General features: G+C 51.9%; 19 protein-coding genes. 15 read left to right on the plus strand and 4 right to left on the minus strand.

Annotated elements, in window-relative coordinates; translation table 11 throughout:
- Nucleotides 1–8: 8 nt before the first annotated feature.
- Together flgF and V9K95_RS16790 are read right to left on the minus strand one after the other, a co-directional pair.
- Nucleotides 9–734, minus strand: a complete 726-nt coding sequence (flgF, locus tag V9K95_RS16785; protein WP_336441536.1) for a flagellar basal-body rod protein FlgF — start codon at nucleotides 732–734, stop codon at nucleotides 9–11.
- Entirely contained in the window at nucleotides 731–1,513 is a 783-nt protein-coding gene (locus V9K95_RS16790) for a DUF1217 domain-containing protein (protein ID WP_336441438.1), read from the minus strand. The genes flgF and V9K95_RS16790 overlap by 4 nt, the downstream gene beginning before the upstream one ends.
- 379 nt (nucleotides 1,514–1,892) lie before the next feature.
- Between V9K95_RS16790 and motA the strand changes: the two genes are divergently transcribed.
- The 7 genes from motA to V9K95_RS16825 are packed head-to-tail and all read left to right on the plus strand — an operon-like array spanning nucleotide 1,893 to nucleotide 7,176.
- Nucleotides 1,893–2,765 (plus strand): flagellar motor stator protein MotA, encoded by an 873-nt coding sequence (gene motA, locus V9K95_RS16795; protein ID WP_115055114.1) that lies wholly within the window; start codon nucleotides 1,893–1,895, stop codon nucleotides 2,763–2,765.
- Between the two features lie 9 nt (nucleotides 2,766–2,774).
- Nucleotides 2,775–3,710, plus strand: coding sequence for a FliM/FliN family flagellar motor switch protein (locus V9K95_RS16800; RefSeq protein ID WP_307277242.1), 936 nt, complete (start codon nucleotides 2,775–2,777; stop codon nucleotides 3,708–3,710).
- Nucleotides 3,691–4,203, plus strand: coding sequence for a BAB2_0123 family type IV secretion system effector (locus V9K95_RS16805; RefSeq protein WP_307277239.1), 513 nt, complete (start codon nucleotides 3,691–3,693; stop codon nucleotides 4,201–4,203). Before V9K95_RS16800 ends, V9K95_RS16805 begins: the two co-directional genes overlap by 20 nt.
- Before the next feature lie 30 nt (nucleotides 4,204–4,233).
- Nucleotides 4,234–4,587, plus strand: coding sequence for a flagellar motor switch protein FliN (gene fliN, locus V9K95_RS16810; RefSeq protein WP_336441437.1), 354 nt, complete (start codon nucleotides 4,234–4,236; stop codon nucleotides 4,585–4,587).
- 10 nt (nucleotides 4,588–4,597) lie between these two features.
- Complete coding sequence (locus V9K95_RS16815; protein WP_336441436.1) at nucleotides 4,598–5,626, plus strand: flagellar motor switch protein FliG; 1,029 nt, start codon at nucleotides 4,598–4,600, stop codon at nucleotides 5,624–5,626.
- A gap of 17 nt (nucleotides 5,627–5,643) precedes the next feature.
- Entirely contained in the window at nucleotides 5,644–6,708 is a 1,065-nt protein-coding gene (flhB, locus tag V9K95_RS16820; RefSeq protein WP_336441435.1) for a flagellar biosynthesis protein FlhB, read from the plus strand.
- Nucleotides 6,709–6,735: 27 nt separating this feature from the next.
- Nucleotides 6,736–7,176 carry a hypothetical protein gene (locus V9K95_RS16825; RefSeq protein WP_115054967.1) on the plus strand — a complete coding sequence of 147 codons (441 nt, stop codon included), beginning with the start codon at nucleotides 6,736–6,738 and terminating at the stop codon, nucleotides 7,174–7,176.
- Here V9K95_RS16825 and V9K95_RS16830 read toward each other — a convergent pair.
- A complete protein-coding gene (locus V9K95_RS16830) occupies nucleotides 7,173–7,964 on the minus strand; it encodes a helix-turn-helix transcriptional regulator (RefSeq protein WP_162802621.1) in 792 nt (263 codons plus the stop codon). The two genes, V9K95_RS16825 and V9K95_RS16830, sit on opposite strands and share 4 nt — an antisense overlap.
- Before the next feature lie 253 nt (nucleotides 7,965–8,217).
- On the opposite strand from V9K95_RS16830, the gene V9K95_RS16835 reads away from it, so the two are divergent.
- Entirely contained in the window at nucleotides 8,218–9,372 is a 1,155-nt protein-coding gene (locus tag V9K95_RS16835) for a DUF3095 domain-containing protein (RefSeq protein ID WP_336441434.1), read from the plus strand.
- A 35-nt stretch (nucleotides 9,373–9,407) separates the two neighbouring features.
- On the opposite strand, the gene V9K95_RS16840 is transcribed toward V9K95_RS16835, so the two are convergent.
- Nucleotides 9,408–10,745, minus strand: a complete 1,338-nt coding sequence (locus tag V9K95_RS16840; protein ID WP_336441433.1) for a nucleotide sugar dehydrogenase — start codon at nucleotides 10,743–10,745, stop codon at nucleotides 9,408–9,410.
- Nucleotides 10,746–11,111: 366 nt separating this feature from the next.
- Between V9K95_RS16840 and V9K95_RS16845 the strand changes: the two genes are divergently transcribed.
- The 7 genes from V9K95_RS16845 (at nucleotide 11,112) to V9K95_RS16875 (ending at nucleotide 20,812) form a co-directional block, all read left to right on the plus strand.
- Nucleotides 11,112–12,458, plus strand: coding sequence for an adenylate/guanylate cyclase domain-containing protein (locus V9K95_RS16845; RefSeq protein WP_115054963.1), 1,347 nt, complete (start codon nucleotides 11,112–11,114; stop codon nucleotides 12,456–12,458).
- Entirely contained in the window at nucleotides 12,455–13,414 is a 960-nt protein-coding gene (locus V9K95_RS16850; RefSeq protein ID WP_442958575.1) for a polysaccharide lyase, read from the plus strand. Before V9K95_RS16845 ends, V9K95_RS16850 begins: the two co-directional genes overlap by 4 nt.
- Nucleotides 13,415–13,538: 124 nt before the next feature.
- A complete protein-coding gene (locus tag V9K95_RS16855) occupies nucleotides 13,539–15,425 on the plus strand; it encodes an ABC transporter ATP-binding protein (protein WP_115054961.1) in 1,887 nt (628 codons plus the stop codon).
- A 26-nt stretch (nucleotides 15,426–15,451) separates the two neighbouring features.
- Entirely contained in the window at nucleotides 15,452–17,347 is a 1,896-nt protein-coding gene (locus V9K95_RS16860) for an ABC transporter substrate-binding protein (protein ID WP_442958578.1), read from the plus strand.
- A gap of 2 nt (nucleotides 17,348–17,349) precedes the next feature.
- A complete protein-coding gene (locus V9K95_RS16865) occupies nucleotides 17,350–18,348 on the plus strand; it encodes an ABC transporter permease (RefSeq protein ID WP_115054959.1) in 999 nt (332 codons plus the stop codon).
- Nucleotides 18,345–19,520: an ABC transporter permease subunit gene (locus V9K95_RS16870; RefSeq protein WP_115054958.1), complete on the plus strand. Its 1,176-nt coding sequence runs from the start codon at nucleotides 18,345–18,347 to the stop codon at nucleotides 19,518–19,520. The genes V9K95_RS16865 and V9K95_RS16870 overlap by 4 nt, the downstream gene beginning before the upstream one ends.
- Nucleotides 19,521–19,597: 77 nt before the next feature.
- Nucleotides 19,598–20,812, plus strand: a complete 1,215-nt coding sequence (locus V9K95_RS16875; RefSeq protein ID WP_115054957.1) for a glycosyltransferase family protein — start codon at nucleotides 19,598–19,600, stop codon at nucleotides 20,810–20,812.
- Nucleotides 20,813–20,816 lie beyond the last annotated feature (4 nt).

A 20,816-nucleotide genomic window follows, 5' to 3' on the forward strand; every position in this document is an offset into this window, starting at 1 on the left:
GCAGGACATCAAGAGGACGAACCGAGGGTCTTGATGGCGCTCGTGAATGTCGCTTCACTGCCGCTGAGCAAGGCATTGACGCGTTCAAAGGCGCGCGTAACATTCATGAGCCGAGTCATTTCGCTGATCGCATCAACGTTTGATCCCTCAATTGCACCCTGAATGACACCTGCGTCCGGATTGTCGATTACTGGTTGGGCAGCAACGCTCGGTATGATTGCAGAATTATCGAAATAACTGAGTTTTGCACCAGGATCGATCGTGAACAATCCAATGGCACCGAGCTGACGACCATTTTGATAAACCGCACCATCCGAAGATATCTCCGGCGGGCCCCCATTCGGGTCGATTGTCAACGGCTGGCCTCCGGCGTCGAGGATTGGGTATCCCTTGACCGATAGCAGTTCTCCCGTGGTCGACATTTTCATTCTGCCATCACGGGTAAACACCTGACCTGCTGGCGTCTGCAATGAAAACCAGACATTTCCCTTGGCAGCAACATCAAGCGGATTGCCAGTCTGATTGATCGGTCCGGCCTCCGTCTTGATAAAGCTTTCGCCAGCACTGACGAAGCTCGAGTTCTCGGCGGCCTTCGAGACCATCGCATCGAATTTCATGCCTGTTGCCCTGAATCCGGGCGTCGACATATTCGCCACATTATGCGCCAGCACATCAAGCCGGCGTTCCAGCGATATTTGTGACGAAAGCCCCACATAAATGGAATTTTCCATCAGCGCCCTCCAAGTTTGAATGATTGCAGGGTTGCAAGAATGCTGGGCGATATGCCGATTTCCGCTGCCCCGCCAAACAACTGCACTGACGGCGCCATATTCGTGCTGGGATTGGCCATGTCGTACATGGCGGTAAAGCGGACAAGAAGTTTCTCGACCTTCGCCGGATCCTTCAAATCCTCGAGATCCAGTTTCTCTTCGACCATCTTGGCCTGACGATCAATGTCGAGTGCGGATGTCTGTTTGGGAATATTGAAGGTTGTCTGGAAGACTGCAAGCAGGCGCTTATCGCCAAGGATCTCATAAGCATTGGTAATGGACGAAGCCTTGCGGGAAAAATAAAGCGCCAGGCGCGCGCCGTCGCTTTGTTTACCGGTTTCCTGTTCAAGCGTCATCTGAACATAGCTGTCGACGACGGGCTTTAATACGGCCGAGCTTTCAGTCGTCTTGTCGCCCAGTTTGGCGAAGTTGAAAGCCGTAGCAAATTCCTTGTAGCGGGTATCAGTCAGCTTATTGGCAAAACTGTCCCTGTTCTCGACCCCTTCGGTCAAAACTTTTTTGATGAATGCCTTGGCATAGGCCATGTCTTCAAGCCCGAAGGCTTTCAACGCATAATTATATAGCTTGGTATCCTTCATCAGATCATCGATGGTTTTCACCTTGCCAATGTTCTTCAGATAATAGTCGCTGTCGCGCTGTACCATTGGTTCCTTGGCAATGCGCGCAAGTGAGCGCGGCAGATCCGCAGCAATCAAACGGTAGCTCGTCATCGTACTGGTCATGATGCGCCTTTCAGAAGCTTTTGCGTATTTGTCGCAAATCAAGCTTGCCTGAAGCTGATGGAGAAACGCCAGTTGACAGTGTGCGCGGGTTTGTCCTTCGCTCAGGAGGACTCACCATGAGGAAGAGAATTGATTGTAAGGAACTTGCCCTTGCAACACTGGCGACTGTCATTGCAACCCACTCTCTTTCATTTTAAGCGGTGCAAGCTAGCCCATGGCATGTAGCAAATGGCGTTCGGTGGCTAGCTGAGCCTCCTTGTCTTACTACAAAAGGAAGACATGCAGCTGCTTTTCGAAATCAAACTCCGTTCCGGCTGCAAGGTTCACGCAAGCCGACCTTGATAGCTCTGGAACACTGGCGAACATGCAGGAGCAGGTTTTGGGTATTCTGATCGGACTGGTCGTAACAATGGGTTGTCTGCTTGGTGGCTTTATCGCCATGGGCGGGCACGTTGGCGTTCTGATGCAGCCATGGGAATTTGTGATTATCGGCGGTTCCGCACTCGGCACTTTCCTGGTGGCCAATCCCTTCTCGGCAGTCAAGGATTCCGGTCGCGCCTGCATGGAGGCATTCACCAACAAGGTGCCAAAGCAGCGTGACTATCTCGATGTGCTCGGTGTTCTCTATGCCCTGATGCGCGAATTGCGCGCAAAATCGCGTAATGAGGTGGAAGTTCATATCGATAATCCGAATGAATCGACAATTTTCCAGGCATTTCCGAGCGTTCTCAAGAACCATGACCTGACGCATTTCATCTGCGACTATTGCCGCCTGATCATCATCGGCAATGCGCGTTCGCATGAAATCGAAGCTCTGATGGATGAAGAAATTCACACCATTTCACGTGACAAGCTCAAGCCTTATCATGCAATGGTCAGCGTGTCGGAGGGATTGCCTGCCCTTGGCATCGTCGCCGCTGTTCTTGGCGTCATCAAAGCCATGGGCGCGCTCAATGAGTCGCCTGAAATTCTTGGACATCTCATCGGCGCAGCACTTGTCGGGACCTTCGCGGGCATCTTCCTGTCCTACGGTGTCGTGGGGCCGATCGCCACCAAGATCAAGACAACGCGCGAGAAGCAAAACAGGCTTTACATCATCGTAAAGCAGACATTGCTGGCATATATGAATGGTGCTCTGCCCCAAATCGCGCTCGAATATGGCCGCAAGACTATTTCCGCCTATGATCGTCCATCCATTGACGTTGTGGAGCAGGAAACTCTCTCCCCAACGCCCCTGCAGCAAGCGGCTTAAGGTTCTGTGATGGAGGTCGAGGCCGAGCAAAAAAAACCTGACGCGCTGGCGGATAGTATCCTGCGGGCGGCGGGGCTTTCTGTCGATGATCTGAAATCATTCGAAACGGTATTCCGCGATTTGGCTTCGACATTTGGCGCAAGGATTTCCGCGCAAACCGATGCAGCCGTCACCGCTGAGTTCCTTAATATTCGTTCCCTCGAGAAAGAAGCCGTGACCGATGCAGTCCAGGGTTCGGCCTTGGTGGGAACGGTTTCCGTGCCCAAATGGGGCTCAAGAATCCTGCTGGCCGCCGACCGGAGCTTTGTCGACTGTGGAATTGAGGCTCTCTTCGGTTCTGGCGGAAGTTCCGAGATGGCGACGACGATTAGGCCTTTCACATCAGTGGACATGGGAATCGCACGGCAGACTTTCAGCGATATCACATCCTCGCTCGATCATATGTTCTCCGGCGGCGATCCGCTTTTCCAGATGGGCGAACTTAGCGAAGCTGCGCACCTTGCGCCGGGCACCGTTTCCGAGGCCCGAATGATTGCCTGCACTATCGGCTTGAATGTAACGGGCCGCTCCGGTCACGTCTCCATTCTGTTGCCGCGCTCCGCTTTCCGGCCGATGCAGGACGCAATCGCCCGCTTGTTGCGGCAGCCCGCACATCATCTTGATCCCAGCTGGGCAAAGAAGCTGCGACTGGAAGTCAGCCGCGCGCATATCGAGGTCGAGGCCTATTTGCAGCAAGGTTCAATGACTCTTGAGCAACTCGCTTTACTGCGCCCGGGACAAATTCTGCACTTACCCAAGGACGCAATTGATCAAGTCCGTCTGCGCAGTGGCGATCAGGCCCTTTACAAATGCCGTCTCGGCAAGGCGGGAAGCGTATTCACTGTTCGCATCACCGATCCCGTCAACGAAGAAGAGGACCTCCTTGATGAGCTTGCTGCTGGTTAATCTGATCTCACTGGGTTTGAGTGCCATTTCCTTGATCGTATTTTTTGCGGCGCTGCGCAAAGCGAGCAGACTGACAGCAATGAGCCGGCTGATGGCAAATCAGGTAGCAAGCTCTGCAAACAATCTTCAAAAAGCCTTGGCAATCCTTCAGGCAGAGCGGGAGATCTGCCGGGACGAAAGCATACGGCTTGAAGCGCGCCTGAAAGATTCTGATCGTGTGCGCTCTGAAATGGCCCGCGCAATGGAGCTTATAAAGCGAGCGCGGCTGGATCTTAATGAAGATGCACTTGTTGCCGCTGCCATGCAGCAACCGGCAGCTGCGTCACACGTAGCTCCACCGGAAGTCAAAATCAGTTCCATCAATCACTTTATGACGGATCAGCTCAAATCTGTAACGCCAACGCAAGTTGCTCCGTTCGAACCAGCGCGCCCCTTGCCAGTTTTTGTCAATCGTATCGTTCGTGCCAGCGACGTTGCTGGCGCCGTTCTTTAAACCTACTCCGCACTCGGGATCATTCGCATCATGGCCATATCCGACAAGAACTCGATCGAAGACGAACTGAACGAGGCCATCGAAGACCTCAAGCGCGACGAGCCGCAACCGGCCCGGAAACCGGCCGGATCCAAGCCCAATATCGACCTGATCATGGGTATCCCAGTTGACGTGCAGGTTGTTCTGGGAAGTACGTCCATGCCGGTCGCAAATCTGATGAAGCTCGGACGTGGTTCTGTCGTGACACTAGACAAGCAAATCGGCGATCCGGTCGATATTGTCGTCAATGGCCGCGTTATCGCCCGCGGTGAAGTGATCGTCCTTGAAGATGACAGCTCAAGGTTTGGCGTCAGCCTGACCGAAGTCATCGGCAGCGGCAATTAAGCGTGGCGAGATGAGCGATCACGCAACCGAAGAGGCATCAAGCGCCATCCAGGATTTGTCAGGACCTGAAAAAGTGGCGGCATTGCTCGTCGCCATCGGACGGCCATCCGCGTCCCGCCTCCTCAAGCATTTCACAGCGGATGATTTGCGTTCACTGGCGGTACACGCTCGCAAGCTCGAACCCATCACGCCCAGCGACTTCGAAGAACTGGTAAAGCAGTTCGAGAATGCATTTGCCGACGGTGCGCCGGTATCCGAAGCCGGGATGCGCTTTGAGGGCCTGCTGCGCGAATCCCTCACCGCCGATGAAGCAAGTGCCGTTATCGAAAACCGCCGGCCCGAACTTTTGGCTCAGGAGTCCGTTTGGGATCAATTACCGCGAATTCCCGCCGAGATCTTGCACGCCTATCTTGTTAATCAGCATCCGCAGGTCACAGCCTATGTGATTTCCCGCCTGCCATCCGATATCGCAGCAAAGTTGCTTATCCGTTTTTCACCAACGACGCGCAGCGCCTTGATCCAGCGCACGTTGCATATCCGCAAAGTTGCCCCAGCTGTCTCCGCCATGCTCGAAGCCATTCTTCAACGTGAGGTAACAGGAAAAGACAATACGGCTTCCGAAAAGAGCCATCACGGCACGATCGCGAATATTATCAATCAGCTGGAAAAATCCGAGATCGACGAACTGCTTGGAGATCTGACGGATCTCGGTGGGGACGACCTTGCAAAGATCAAGGCGAAATTGTTCACCTTCGAGGATATTGCCCGTCTGTCGCAACGCTCGAGACTTGTTCTGTTCGATGACATTCAGACCGATGTTGTTACCACAGCCTTGCATGGTTGCGAGCCGCAGCTCCAGGAACTCATTCTTCAGTCGCTATCGACACGCGGGCGCCGCATGGTTGAGACAGAACTCTCCAGCCCGAACAATATCAATGCCAATGCTGTAACGGAGGCCAGGCGCTCTATCGCACGTACCGCAATTGCTTTGGCTGAACGCGGCGATCTTCGCCTTGAGCCCGAGCAGGTCGGACCTTAACGGAGCAGTCCTGCTAGATGTCAGACGAGACCGACAAAGAGAGCAAAACCGAGGAGGCGACTGAAAAGAAAATCAGCGATGCAATGGAGAAAGGCAACCTGCCCTTCTCTCGCGAAGCACCCATCCTTGCCTCGATCATCGCGCTTATCATCATTCTGGTGTTTGTAGCGATACCAAGCGGCGCAAAACTCTCATCCTTCCTTTCTGAACTCTTTGACAAATCAGACGACTGGCATTTGAACAGCGCAGATGATGCGCGGCAACTGTTCGGAATAATTGGAGCAGCCGTCGGTCTTGCGCTGCTTCCCATTATGATCCTGATCCCCGGTGCAGGCATCCTTGCATCGGTTCTGCAAAACGCTCCGCGAATTGTTTTCAACCGTATCGAGCCACAAGCGTCGAGGGTGTCGCCCGCCAAAGGCTGGTCGCGTATTTTCGGGTCTGCCGGACGCGTTGAGTTTCTAAAATCAACCTTCAAATTTGCCGCGGCCAGCATCATTGTTTTCATGATTTTTTTTCGCGACAGCCATTTTTTTGTTGATGCCATAATCACTGAACCCGGGCAGCTTCCGGAGCTTATTAGGGCCCATATAACCCGCCTGCTTTCTTCGATAGCGATCGCAGTAACTGTGCTGGCAGCATTCGACATTGCCTGGTCGCGCATTCACTGGCGCAATGAACTGCGCATGACACGACAGGAGATCAAGGACGAACACAAGCAGGCTGAAGGCGATCCTTTGCTCAAGTCACGGTTGAGATCCCTCAGCCGCGATCGCGCGCGGCAGCGGATGATTGCGTCAGTTCCGACCGCCACTCTCATCGTCGCAAATCCGACACACTTCTCGGTTGCACTTCGCTACAATCCGGCAAAGGATCCCGCTCCCGTCGTTGTCGCCAAGGGTCAGGACATCATCGCACTAAAGATAAGAGAAGTTGCAGAGGCAAATGATGTGCCGATTTTCGAGAATGTCCTGTTGGCACGTTCACTCTACAAACAGGTGCAGGTTAATAATGTAATCGCGCCGGAATTCTACAAGGCTGTCGCCGAACTTATTCAATTTGTTAATACCCGCCGAAAATAGTATAATTATCGATAGTCGGATGAATATATGAAAAAAACCCAGTATTCCGCGACACGCGTCGAGATTCTAGAGCGGCATCTGACGGAGGTTATCAAAGACCTTCTGCTCGTTGACGTGGCCGACTATATTGCCTTCATCCGCTGTGAGCTTTTCGGCAATATTGCCGATATCGTAAACTCGGCCACCGAGTTGACCTTTTATCCCAATACGCTGACTTTCGGGCACGGAGGTGAGTATCACCTCGACTGGAACTCGACGCCCACGGTGACACTTGATCTGGAATTCAGCAACATGGGCGTCAATGCATATTTTCGCTTGATCCTCTCAGCCCATTCCACTGAAATTGACCTTCATCATTTGCGTTTTGCTGAAACGGGCCGAAGCCCGGCGGAAAACACGGCTTTGCTTGAAGCAGCTTTTGCAGATGCCCATTTGCCTCAATTCACAGCTTCCGAGAGCACCGACTAGAACCTGTTTGCGATAACAGGCATTTCGATAACGCCCAATGCCAAAGCAGTTGCTACGGTTGAGGTGCGATTGGCGCAACCAAGCTTGTTTTTTGCGTTTTGCAAGTACGTCACTACCGTCCAGCGCGCGATGTCAAGAATTTCGCCGATTTCGCCGTCCGTCTTTCCATTGGCAGCCCAATAGAGGCAATCCAGTTCTCGTTTTGTCAGCAGCTTGGCAACAACGGCAGCAAGGACCGGATTGCGATTTCCGTGGAGCGCGGTGTGCAGACGCGATGAGCATGCAACAAGGCGTTGGCGCATCCGCTCGATGAAGCCCGCCTGTTCAGATTTGCCGACGTTGAACGTAAATTCTGTAATCCCTTTGAAGCCGTGGGGATTGGAAGCACCTACTGCAAGAAACAGGCTACCAGTGTTTCGCATCTCGCGGTCCCAAAAGTATTTTTCTACCTCGGATGACAAGGCGACTTCATCTGCCAGATTTCGTATGCTTCCTGCTGCCTGGGCAGGGCGCCGAGGCATAACCACGGCATCAAGCAGCGGATCCAACTTGTAATAACCTTTTGCCGAATAGCGCATCGCCCAGCTGAAAGGCAGGGTTGTGGTAACAGAAACGTCTGGAGTTGAGCCCTTGTTGGGAGCGGTCTGGTTGGAGTAGCCGATATGGGTTATGTGGAGACAATCCAACTGCTCCCGGATATCAATCAGCATCTCGAGCACATCTCTCTTGGCAGAGATACCGAAAAATCCTTCCTGAAAATCCGGGAAATGGGCTAAATCAAAATGCATCGGATAACAAACTAGTCCCCCTGCGGGCACGATATGCCGGCATGTTATTAGCACTCTCAAGGAATGGCTCGATTTGATGGGCAAGAATCGGCAGCAGTTATATCGTTGCATACCGTTCACGGGACACACAAGCCGCGAACAATTGTATTTTCAACTTTTCACATATTTAACAGGCACTGCCGTTATTGTGCATTGAGCGGCCCGATGGATAAGTGTGCATCGCCTGCACAATCGGCCTGTGTTACTGTCGCTTATGACGACTGAAAAGAACGACAATTTTTTTGAGACATTGCCTGTTTTCGAGCAATTTGAAGGCGTTGCGGACAACGCCAATTACAAGGCGCTGCCCGCTGGCTGGGTGTTGGCCACTGCAGACATAGTGGGTTCAACCGAAGCCATAAAACAGGGACGCTACAAGGCCGTCAACGTGGCGGGCGCAAGCGTCATATCGGCTCTCCTCAACGCATTGGGGAAGCAAAACCATCCATTTATATTCGGAGGCGATGGAGCTTTGGTTGCTCTTCCTGCTTCAGAGGAGCTGGAGGCTCGCAAAGCACTTGCGGCAGTACAAGCCTGGGTGGCGGATGAATTGCAGTTGAACCTGAGAGCAGCCATTGTTCCAATGGCGGCGGTGCGCGCTCAAGGTCTGGATGTACGCGTGGCCAGATTTAAAGTCAGCTCGGAGCTCTCTTATGCGATGTTCGCCGGCGGAGGAGCAAGTTGGGCTGAAGCTCAAATGAAAGCGGGTAAATTTCTGATCAAACCAGCGCCCTCGGGCACGCGTCCTGATCTGACGGGCCTGTCCTGCCGTTGGAATCCGGTCCACGCCCACAACGGTGAGATTGTTTCCATTATTGCAGTGCCCGGGGCATCGGGAGCAGACGCCCGCTTCCAGCAATTGGTGGCTGATGTTGTTGCCATAGCTGCCGAGCAAGCGCGCGGCGCCCACCCAATTCCGGAAGAAGGACCACAGATTGAATTCACATTGCAGGGCATCAGTACCGAGGCAAGGGCAACTGCTCCGGCTGGGAAAAGGCTCTATAAAAAGTTTGCCATTTTCGCTCAGATCGGACTGACGATAATGCTGGAAAAACTGGGTCTGACAGCCGGTGGATTTGATCCCAAAGCGTATAAGCGCGAACTGGTTCAAAATTCTGATTTCCGCAAGTTCGATGATGGACTCAAGATGACCATCGACATTGATGCTGCGCGGTTGACACGTATTGAAGAGCGGCTGGAAGAAGCAGCCAAAGAGGGAATCTGTCAGTACGGTTTACACCGGCAAAGCTCGGCTTTGATAACCTGTCTGGTTCCCACGCCGCTGGCGCATGACCATATCCACTTCATCGACGGTGCCTCTGGCGGTTATGCAATGGCTGCAAGCAACCTTAAAGCCAAACTCGTCTGAGGGTGACGCGGCTTGGCTGTTGGGCACGGTAGCACTTATGATTTTATTATATGATCTGCCATGAGCCCGCGTTTCGTGAAAATATTGCGGGTATCAACGATTAACGGTGACCATGCGGCTATTGATGCATAATCAATGCAATCATGATCTGTCGAAATCAAAACCGCATCGTAAGACTGGACAGTTTCCTTTGTAAGATCGATTGATTGTCGACCTTTCAAAGCCATATATTCCCTCGTCGTGGGAATTTCAGCGACATATGGATCGTGATAATCGGCAGTGCCGCCACGCTCGTGGATAATTTCCATCAGTCGTAATGAGGGGCTTTCGCGGATATCTGGAACATTTTTCTTGTACGCCAAACCAATGATCAGGATGCGCGAACGGCTGAGGGCTTTCCCCTCACGGATATCCAGTGCTTCCGACAATTTGCTGATCACATAACGCGGCATAGCCGAGTTTATTTCGCCTGCAAGCTCAATGAATCGCGTCGGCAATTCATATTCCCGCGATTTCCAGGTCAGGTAAAAAGGGTCGATGGGAATACAATGCCCCCCAAGGCCGGGCCCAGGGTAAAATGGCATATAGCCAAAGGGCTTTGTCTTTGCGGCTTCGATTACTTCCCAGATATCGATCCCCATTGCAGCGTAAAGTGTCTTGAGTTCATTGACCAACGCTATATTCACGGCCCGGAAAATGTTCTCTGTGAGTTTTACTGCTTCAGCCGTCGCATTGGATGAGACGGGCACAACAGTCTTGACGGCTTGCCCATAGAAGGCCTGCATCAACTCACTGGCTTCAGCACCATCGCCAGCAACGATCTTTGGAATGCTGGACGTATCAAAGTCGCGATTGCCCGGATCTTCCCTTTCTGGCGAAAACCCTAGAAAAAAGTCCTGACCTGACTTCAACCCGGTCTTTTCCAGAATGGTTTTGACAATATCGTCCGTTGTACCGGGATAAGTCGTCGACTCCAACACTATAAGCTGACCCCTTCGAAGCGTGGCTGCAATTGAACGACTCGTTGCCTCAACATAAGAAAGATCAGGGTCCCGATGTTTTGTCAGGGGCGTCGGAACGCAGATGACAATCACGTCACATGACGCGAGTTGCCCGAAATTATCCGAAGAACGAAATCTTCCCGCTGAAGTCTCTTTGGCTAGATCGGCATTGCTAACCGCTTCGATATAGGAATTTCCGGCGTCCAACGCGATAATTTTTGCCGGGTCGACATCAAACCCAGTTACGTGGAATCCGCTGCGTGCAAGCGTAATCGCCAGGGGGAGTCCAACATATCCAAGTCCGATTACTCCGGCTTTTGCCTGTTGTGTCAGGAGTTTTTGCGAAAGGTCGGTAAAAGCAGTATTGGTCACGTGATATTCCAGTCTTATCTGGCCTGCGCCTTCGTTCGTAGATGGCTGCTATACGGATAGCTGTCAAGCGACCGCAACCTCACCACTTACGTCACAATCAAGTGACAACGCCCTATTGTTTCAGATTGGGGAAATGCCCATCTAACCAATGTCAATGTAATTAATTAGAGGGCGCCTGTCTGTTTACCTGCGAAAGTCCAGCGTAATTGGCGGATCGACCCCACAGGTGGATTGTTTGCCAGCGTTGACACTGCATCCGGATTCACTCATCCTGTTGTTATTATTCTCCTGTTCGAGCGTAGTTGACACGTTCGACAAATGGCATACGCGGAAAATGGACGTAGCTCGAATTTGTAAGGACGAGGGATGAGCGCGACCCAAGCGGATATTTCCACAATTCTTCTCGACAAGGTGGCAGACTGGGTTACAGAGTCAGCATTGGCTGGAGACAGCCTTGAAGTAATCGTGCGCGGATTTTGCGAGCGCATTGCAGCGGCGGGCCTACCAATAGCCCGCGTCAATCTTTCCTTTTCAATGCTTCACCCCCTTTACGACGCTCTCGGTTTTACCTGGAAGCGTTCAAGCGGCATGACTGTGGAAGGTTACCGCCACAATCCTGGTGAAAAACCCGAACGGTTTCTTCTCAGCCCTTATTTCTATTTGCTCAGCAACAATCTTGAGCATCTGCGGCGGCGCATCGATCTTGATGGACCATCGGAGTTCCCGGTTCTGGATGAACTCAGACTTGAAGGCATGACTGACTATCTTGCGTTTTTGCAGTCCTTTGGCGGCCAATCGACCCAAGGCATGATGGGATCGTGGGCAACTGATTCCAGTGAAGGCTTCAGCGACCCAATGATTGCCAAACTCTTGCGTTTGCAGAACCATCTTGCTGTTGCGGCAAAAATGGCCGTTCTGGGAAAACTCGCCGACAATATGTTAACCACTTACCTTGGTGGTAATGCTGGCAAGCGCGTTCTCAATGGCCAGATTCGCCGGGGTGATGGCGAGACTATTCGCGCCGCCTTGGTCATGGGCGACATGCGTCAATCAACAGTGCTCGCAGAAAAAGAAGGGCGGCAGGCCTATATTGATACCCTCAACCATTTCTTTGATGCGATCGCCGCGCCCTTCAACCGTGGTGGCGGCGAGATTTTGAGTTTTATGGGCGATGGATTTCTTGCCGTCTATCCTTGCGGCAGGCACAAGGACCCTTCCAAAGTCGCGTGTCAGTCCGCCCTGTCTGCTGTTTCCAAGGCTCAAGCACGCGTTGCCGAACTCAACATCATGCGGCAGCAAGAAGGCCTCAGCGCCATCAAATATGGAATTGGACTGCATGTCGGCAATGTCATGTTCGGGAATGTCGGATTGAAGGACAGGCTGACATTTTCGGCTTTCGGATCGGCCGTAAATGAGGTGCAAAGACTTCAAAGCCTAACAAAGAAATATGATCGTGAAGTCGTCGCCAGCCAGGCATTTGCCACATATTGTGGAGGCGATTGGACCACTCTTGGCGAGGAAAAATTGCGTGGTGTGGGTCAGAAGGTAACGGTTCTATTGCCAAAACCTGCAGGACAGACCGCGCAGCTTGACGATGCCTATGACGAAATAACTTATGATGGACTTTCGGAAGCCGAACAGGTCATGCTACTTCACAGAGATGCCAAGTCTACTCCGCCCAAACGTCCCCTCTTAGAGAAATTCATGCAATGACAGGAAGATACGTCGCTATGGCTTTTCTTGCGGCAGCTTTGAGTGCAACGGGTGCGGCAGCAGAACCCATAGGCGACGTTCTGATTGATGGTTTCGACGGGAAAGATTTCTCCCCCGCAGGTGGGCTTTATTACCGCCAAAACTTTGAACAGCAGGCTGGTAAAGTCGAGTTTCAATCCGAGATAAAGCAGACCGGTGCTGGAGCACTGAAGTTAAGCGTAAAGCCGTTTTGCCCCAAGGTGCGAAAAAACTGCAGCGAGCGCGCTGAAGTCTGGGAGAAAACCCAGCATCGTGTCCCCTATGATCAAGGCGTCTGGTATGGGTTCGCGGTAAAATTTGCCGATCCGATCCCGAAAGATGATCATCGCTATCTGATCGCGCAGTGGAAAAGGGAAATTGGGCCAGAAGCCGTGGGTGATTTCAGCCCATTTTTGGCATTGCGTCTCAATCATGGAAAACTTTTTGCGACGATTGAAACCAATTATATCGCGCCAACAAAGGCAGCAGGCCCAAACACTGTAAAGGCTTGCAGCGACAAACAGACGCCGGTTTGGTATCGACCTGACACCAATCAGATGCGTGCGCTTATCGCCACTGATGATAAATGGACCCCGCAAGACGGCAAGCAGTTCAACAGTTGCACTGATGCCATTGTTGTAACCGACAGGGGCAACAAGCTGCCTACGCCGGATTCGGGCTGGATTGATTTTGCCATATATACAAAACCAGGCCCGGACGGATCCGGCCATGTCGAGATTTTTGCCAATAATAAATGGATCGTGACCGTCAAAGGAAACATAGGCCATGGAGACAAAGGGCTAGGCGATAATCAATATTTCAAGTTTGGCCCGTATCGCGCGGCCGACAAAACTGAATGGGCGCTTTATTTCGACAATTTCCGCCGCTCCCCGCGCTGTTCCGATGTTCTTGATGCTTCCGTCTGTCCTGTACCGTAAACAAGAGTATGTATTTGATCTACATGGGCAATCGCCATTCAACCAACTGGACTCGGACAAGAGCGTAAGCTAGTCTCGTTCCAGTTGACAGAAAACGACAGCCTTTAAGGATTAAGTCGCTCGCATGGTGTCGGGAACGGATTTATTACGCATTGAGAACCTTGGCATCTCTTTTGCGATGCTTGGTGGACGAATGAATGTGGTAAAGGGCGTCAATCTTCGCGTCCTGCCAGGTAAAGTGACGGCTCTCGTGGGCGAGTCTGGCTCCGGCAAATCCGTTATAAGTCAGTCGGTTATGGGTATTTTGCCCAATACGGCCAGCGTTACAGGTAAAATTCTTTTCACCGATCCTCTAAACGGCAGAGCAAGCGACATATTGCAAATGCGCCCTGACGGCGCTGAGCTGCGAGATCTGCGTGGCAAGCGAATGGCTAAGATCTTTCAGGAGCCAATGACATCCCTGTCGCCATTGCATACTGTCGGCAATCAAATCAGCGAAGTTCTGCAAATCCATACACAGGCGACCAAAGAAGAACGCAGGGCACAGACTGAGGAGATGCTGGGCCTGGTAGGATTTCACAATCCTGCACGCACTTATGACATGTACCCGTTCGAGTTATCCGGAGGCATGCGCCAGCGGGCAATGATAGCGATGGCTTTGATCTGCCGCCCTGCCCTTTTGATCGCAGATGAGCCGACGACCGCCCTCGATGTTACCATACAGGCTCAAATACTTGAATTGTTGAAGGACCTTCAGCAAAAGTTGAACATGGCGATGCTGTTGATCACGCATGATCTCGGTGTCGTGGCCAATATGGCTGATGAGGTTGTGGTCATCTATCATGGCGAGATCATGGAAGCGGGTCCCGTCGATGCTATCTTTCGCAATCCGCAGCATCCGTATTTAAAAGGGCTGATGGCTGCCGTACCGCACTTCGACATGAAGCCAGGAGAACGATTGAAGGCTTTGCGTGAAGTTCCGGTCAATTCGGACACGCTTTGGGCAAAAAAGCCGAAGCCCGAAAACACGCCGGAGATTTTGCTGAGCGTGAAAAACCTGACAAAGACCTATGCCATTCGCAAATCCGGCATGTTTGGCAAGCAGGACAAGACACGCATAAAGGCCGTCAATGATGTCAGTTTCGACATTCGCCGGGGCGAGTGCCTTGGTCTTGTTGGGGAAAGCGGGTGCGGCAAAACCACATTGAGCAAAATTTTAATGCGTGCCATTACGCCCGACAGCGGGAGCGTGACTTTCAACGAAGGCAAGGGAGAGGTTGACGTTCTAGCGGCGCAAGGCGAAGCTCTGATGGAGCTGCGAACCCATATTCAAATGGTTTTTCAGGATCCAGTTTCTTCCCTGTCTCCGCGCATGACAGTCCAGAACATTCTGAGTGAGCCGCTGGAAATACATGGGCGCGGGGATAGAGCCTATCGCATGGAAAAAGTACGAGCCTTGATACAGGCAATCGGGCTTGATCAACGCTTTCTCAATCGCTATCCGCACAGTTTTTCGGGTGGGCAGCGTCAGCGCATAGGAATTGCACGCTCATTGGCGCTTGGACCGCAATTGTTGATTTGCGATGAACCCGTCTCCGCCTTGGATGTCTCCGTGCAAGCGCAGATTTTGAACCTGCTTAAGGATCTACAAAAGAAATTGGGCCTAACCTACCTGTTTATTTCACATAACCTTGCTGTGGTCGACTATATGGCTGATCGGATAGCAGTCATGTGTGCTGGTCGAATTGTCGAGTTAGCACCTTCCGCAATCATTCTGCGCAATCCGATACATCCCTATACCCGCTCCCTTCTCGCGGCTGTCCCTTTTCCCGATTTGGACCGCCCTCTTGATTTTAAAACCCTCAAGGCGAGTGGTGCCTCGGACAAACGAGCCTGGGGACCGCAGTTTTTTGACGAAACCGATTCTAACGATCTTGCCCAGGCTGATCTGGGTGGCGGACACCTTGTTTTGGCCAGACGCAATGTTGACGCCAGGGAGTTACGAGCGTGATAACGCGGCGCGAAGTGCTTGGTACAATCGGGCTTGGCGGACTGGGATGTCTGCTATCTCCGAATTTCGCGTCAGCGGCGGATCGCGATCTGGAGCCCGAATTCCTGTCTGATCAGTTGAGAGCGCGCAGCTTGCCGCCACTTGTCAAGCGATTGCCCACGCGCCCTCGCATTATTGGTCTCAAGGAAATGGGCCGCGTACCTGGCCGTTACGGCGGTACAATCCGCACTATAATCGGTAGCGCCAAAGACATTCGTTTCATGACAATCTACGGATATGCCCGGCTCGTCGGATATGATGAAAAGCTGACGCTGCAACCGGATATTCTCGAGGCATTTCAAGAAGAAAACGACACTGTTTTCACGTTTACCATTCGCGAAGGTCATCGTTGGTCCGACGGTTCGCCTTTGACGGTAGATGACTTCCGGTATTGGTGGGAAGACGTACTTCTCAACAAAGATCTAACCCCCGGCGGTGGATCACTTGATCTGCGTGTCAATGGCAAGTTGCCGCGATTTGAAGTCGTCGACAACCTGACCGTGCGCTATTCTTGGGATGCCCCGAACCCAAATTTTCTGCCGAGTCTGGCAGCACCACAACCGCTCGCTATTCATGGCCCCTCGGCCTATCTCAAGCAGTTCCACAAGAAGTACCAGGACCAGTTCAGGCTTTCTGCGTTGATGCAGGAAAACCGGGTAAAAAAATGGGCCGACTTGCACATCAAGATGGCGCGTGAATATCGTCCTGAAAATCCCAATTTGCCAACGCTATACCCTTGGCGGAACACGACAGCCCCACCTTCCGAACAGTTTGTTTTCGAACGAAATCCTTATTTTCACCGTGTAGACGAGAACGGCAGACAATTACCTTATATCGACCGCGTTATTCTGAATGTCAGTTCCTCTTCCATTATCCCGGCAAAAACTGGTGCGGGAGAAAGCGATCTTCAGGCAGCAGGCATTGATTTTAATGATTATACTTTCCTGAAAGATGCCGAGAAGCGCTATCCTGTAAAGGTCAATCTGTGGAAGATGACCCGAGGGTCGCGCGTGGCAATTCTGCCCAATCTGAACTGCAAAGACGAAGTATGGCGCGGTTTGTTCCGTGATGTGCGCGTACGCCGGGCACTGTCACTGGCTATTGATAGACACGAAATCAATATGGCGGTTTTTTACGGCCTTGGAACGGCGAGCGCCGATACGGTGCTTCCAGAAAGCCCCCTGTACAAACCAGAATATGCCAATGCCTGGATCGACCATGATCCGGATCAGGCGAATGCTCTGCTCGACGAGGCGGGCCTGCAAAAACGCAATGGAGACAATATCCGTCTGCTGCCGGACGGTCGCCTTGCTGAAATTACCATTGAAACGCCGGGCGAAAGTACACTGGACACCGATGTACTGGAACTCGTGACCGATCATTGGCGAAAAATCGGCATTGCACTTTATACTCGCACATCGCAGCGCGATATTTTCCGCAGCCGTGCACAGGCCGGCAGAATTATGATGTCGATCTGGTACGGCATCGAGAATGGCGTTGCCACTGCAGATATGAATCCGCAGCAATTGGCACCAACCTCAGATGACCAGCTCCAATGGCCCTTATGGGGCATGTATCACCTTTCGCTCGGCCAGAATGGTCAGGCCCCGGATTTGCCTGAAGCGCAAGAGTTGATACGCCTGCAAACAGGCTGGCGGGAGTCGAGAAGCATGGATGAGCGAACCGCCATTTGGCATCAAATGCTTTCAATTTTTACGAGCCAGGTTTTCTCGATCGGGCTTATAAATGGCACGTTGCAACCCGTGCTTCATTCGAACAAGTTGCAAAACTTGCCGGAACGGGGTCTCTATGGTTTTGATCCCACATGCTTTTTGGGTATTTATATGCCCGATACATTCTGGCTTGAGACGGAGCAAGTTTAGAGATGCTCCGTTATATACTCTGGCGCATTGCCGCCATGATCCCCACTCTGCTGATCATATCCGCGCTCGTTTTCGTAATCATTGAGCTGCCTCCAGGCAACTTCATCGATAGCCAAATTGCAGAAATGCAGGCTCAAGGTGAGACGGTGAACATACAGGATCTGGAAGAACTGCGCAGTCAATACGGCTTGGACAAACCTCCGGTGCTGCGCTATTTTTATTGGGTTGGGGGCATGTTGCAAGGCGATTTTGGTTACTCGTTCGAGTATCAATTGCCCGTTAGCGAAGTCATTGGCGATCGCATGTGGCTGACCATCCTCGTGTCCTTCGTCACTATTCTTTTCACTTGGCTGATTGCTTTTCCTATCGGCATGTATTCGGCGACACACCAATATAGCTGGAGCGACTACGGCTTGACGTTTCTAGGCCTGCTTGGCATTGCCATTCCCAATTTCATGCTCGCACTGATCTTGATGTATTTCGCCAATGTATGGTTCGGCACGTCCATAGGGCATTTGATGGACCAGCAATACCTCAATGAACCAATGAGTTGGGAGAAAGCGCGGTCCATTCTTTCACACTTGTGGATACCGGTTATTATCGTTGGAACGGCTGGAACTGCAGGAATGATCCGCCGTCTGCGCGCCAACCTTTTGGACGAACTGCAAAAGCAATACGTCATGACGGCAAGGGCGAAAGGGCTTCATCCATTCAAAACACTGATTAAATACCCACTTCGCATGGCTCTCAACTTTTTCGTCTCCGATATCGGATCCATTCTGCCAGCAATCATCTCCGGTGCGGAAATTACGGCGATCGTTCTATCACTTGAAACGACAGGCCCCATGCTCATAAAAGCGCTTCAAAGCCAGGATATGTATCTTGCTGGCTCATTTCTTATGTTTCTCGCATTCCTGACCGTTATTGGTGTCCTTATCTCCGATATCGCTCTTGCTTTTCTTGACCCCCGTATCCGGCTTGCTGGCAGGAGCACTAAGTGACGGATCAAATACCTCTCCCCGGCGCGCCCCTGCAGCATTTTGTATCGTCGGCACCGTTCGATCCGATGTCGATCGAGGAGATGACCGAAGCCCAGGCGAAGGTTCATCTCGCCTCTCAACTCAAATTGATGTGGTGGAAATTCAAGCGCCACAGAATTGCCCTGGCATCGGGCATATTCCTGCTGTTGCTCTATGGAATGATCATCATTGCCGAGTTTCTGGCTCCATATAATCTGCACACACGCAATGTCGATTTTATTCATTCCCCTCCCCAACGCGTCCATCTTTTCCAGGATGGCAATTTCGTTGGACCCTTTGTCTATGGCCGTGAAATGAGCCTGGACATGCAGTCGCTGAAACGGGTCTATACGAACAAAATGGACGATGTGCAGCCGCTCCGTTTTTTCTGCAGGGGCGATGATTACCGGTTCTGGGGACTAATACAGTCCAATATCCATTTCGTGTGTCCTGCCAAGGGCGGCCAGATGTTTCTTCTTGGTACCGACCGTCTGGGACGAGATGTTCTATCGCGCATCATCTACGGTGCGCGGATATCTTTGACCATCGGGCTGATCGGCATCACCATAAGCTTTGTTCTCGGCATCATTATTGGCGGGCTTGCGGGCTATCATGGCGGTGTCTTTGATCTGCTGGTTCAGCGTGTTATCGAAGTTTTACAATCATTGCCTAGCTTGCCGCTATGGATGGCTCTTGCAGCCATCATGCCGGTGACCTGGAGCCCCATACTGATCTATTTCGGCATAACCATAATTCTTGGCATGCTCGACTGGACGGGTCTTGCCCGATCGGTACGCTCCAAGCTGCTCGCTCTGCGCGAAGAAGATTATGTATTGGCGGCACAGCTTATGGGAGCCAAGAGCAGCCGCATCATCGGGCGGCATCTCGTTCCAGGCTTTATGTCGCACCTCATTGCAACTGCCACAATTTCCATTCCCGGAATGATCCTTGGCGAAACGGCCCTGAGCTTTCTCGGACTGGGCTTGAGACCACCTATAACCAGCTGGGGCATACTACTCACGGAGGCAAGAAGCGTCAGCGTTATAGCGTTCTACCCTTGGCTCCTTTTCCCGATGGTTCCAGTCATTCTTGTTATCCTGGCGTTCAATTTCTTGGGAGATGGGTTGCGCGACGCCGCTGATCCATACAGATAAGAGGCTGGTAGTTTGCAATTGATCGCCTATTTGAATGATATCGCGCGGGCCTGTCCGCAAAAAAGAAAGTTCCGACAATGATGCGTCGTTTCGAGGATGCACGAATCCTGATGTATAGTCACGATACGTTCGGCTTGGGTCATTTGCGGCGGTGCAGAACTATTGCACATTCGCTTGTTGAAGATTACCGGGGATTGAACATCCTGATCATATCGGGTGCGACCATTGCGGGTGCGTTTGATTATCGCGCGCGGGTGGACTTTGTTAAGGTGCCAAGCGTCATCAAATTGCGAAACGGAGAATATACATCTCTGGCTCGGCATATTGATCTGCACGAAACGCTGAAGATGCGGCAATCCATCATAAGACATACCGCAGAAACGTTTCAGCCTGACATTTTTATCGTCGACAAGGAGCCCATGGGCCTCAAGGGGGAAGTTGAAGAAACTCTAACCTATCTCAAGTCGCGAGGAACCACGCTCGTCCTTGGTTTGCGGGAAGTGATGGATGCTCCGCACCTTCTGGAAGCAGAATGGAAGCAAAATCAGGTTATCAACAAGATCGATCAGCTCTATGACACTGTATGGGTCTATGGTCCGCCGGATTTTTATGACCCATTGGTTGACCTTGAAGTACCGGAGACTATCCGGGACAAGATGAAGTTTGTTGGCTTTTTGCAACGCAGCGTATCGCATGAAGCTGCTTCCGTGCATGTTCCTGACGGCGATTATATTCTGGTCACCACGGGCGGTGGCGGCGATGGTGCAGACCTCGTTCACAATGTCATTCATGCCTATCAGCAAGATCCCTCATTACAACATAAAGCGTTCATCGTTCTGGGACCTTATATGCCTGCCAAACAACGGGCGAAGCTGGTAAAGAAAGGCAGTAAAATTCCATACATACAGGTTATCGAGTTTGACAACCGCATGGAGGAATTGATTGCAGGAGCGAAGGCAGTAGTCGCCATGGGCGGCTACAATACCTATTGCGAGATATTGTCATTCGATAAGCCCGCCTTGATCGTGCCGCGGATTGCTCCTCGTGAAGAGCAATTGATCCGGGCCAAACGAGCCGCTGAGCTTGGTTTGATTGAGATGCTGCTGCCTGAAGAAGCTGAGGATCCGTTAAGACTTGCAGAAGTGCTCAAGCGTCTTCCTGAACGGGCACCTCCCTCCCAAAGCGGCAAAGGTGAAGGCATGCGTCTCGAAGGGCTGGTGCACATCTCCGAAATAGTTGGCGAATGGTTGGAAGATCGAGAAAATCAACCGCTTCCTGCGGTCGCCGAGTAAGAGC

Source organism: Phyllobacterium sp. CCNWLW183 (assembly GCF_037203775.1).
Classification (GTDB): Bacteria; Pseudomonadota; Alphaproteobacteria; order Rhizobiales; family Rhizobiaceae; genus Phyllobacterium; species Phyllobacterium ifriqiyense.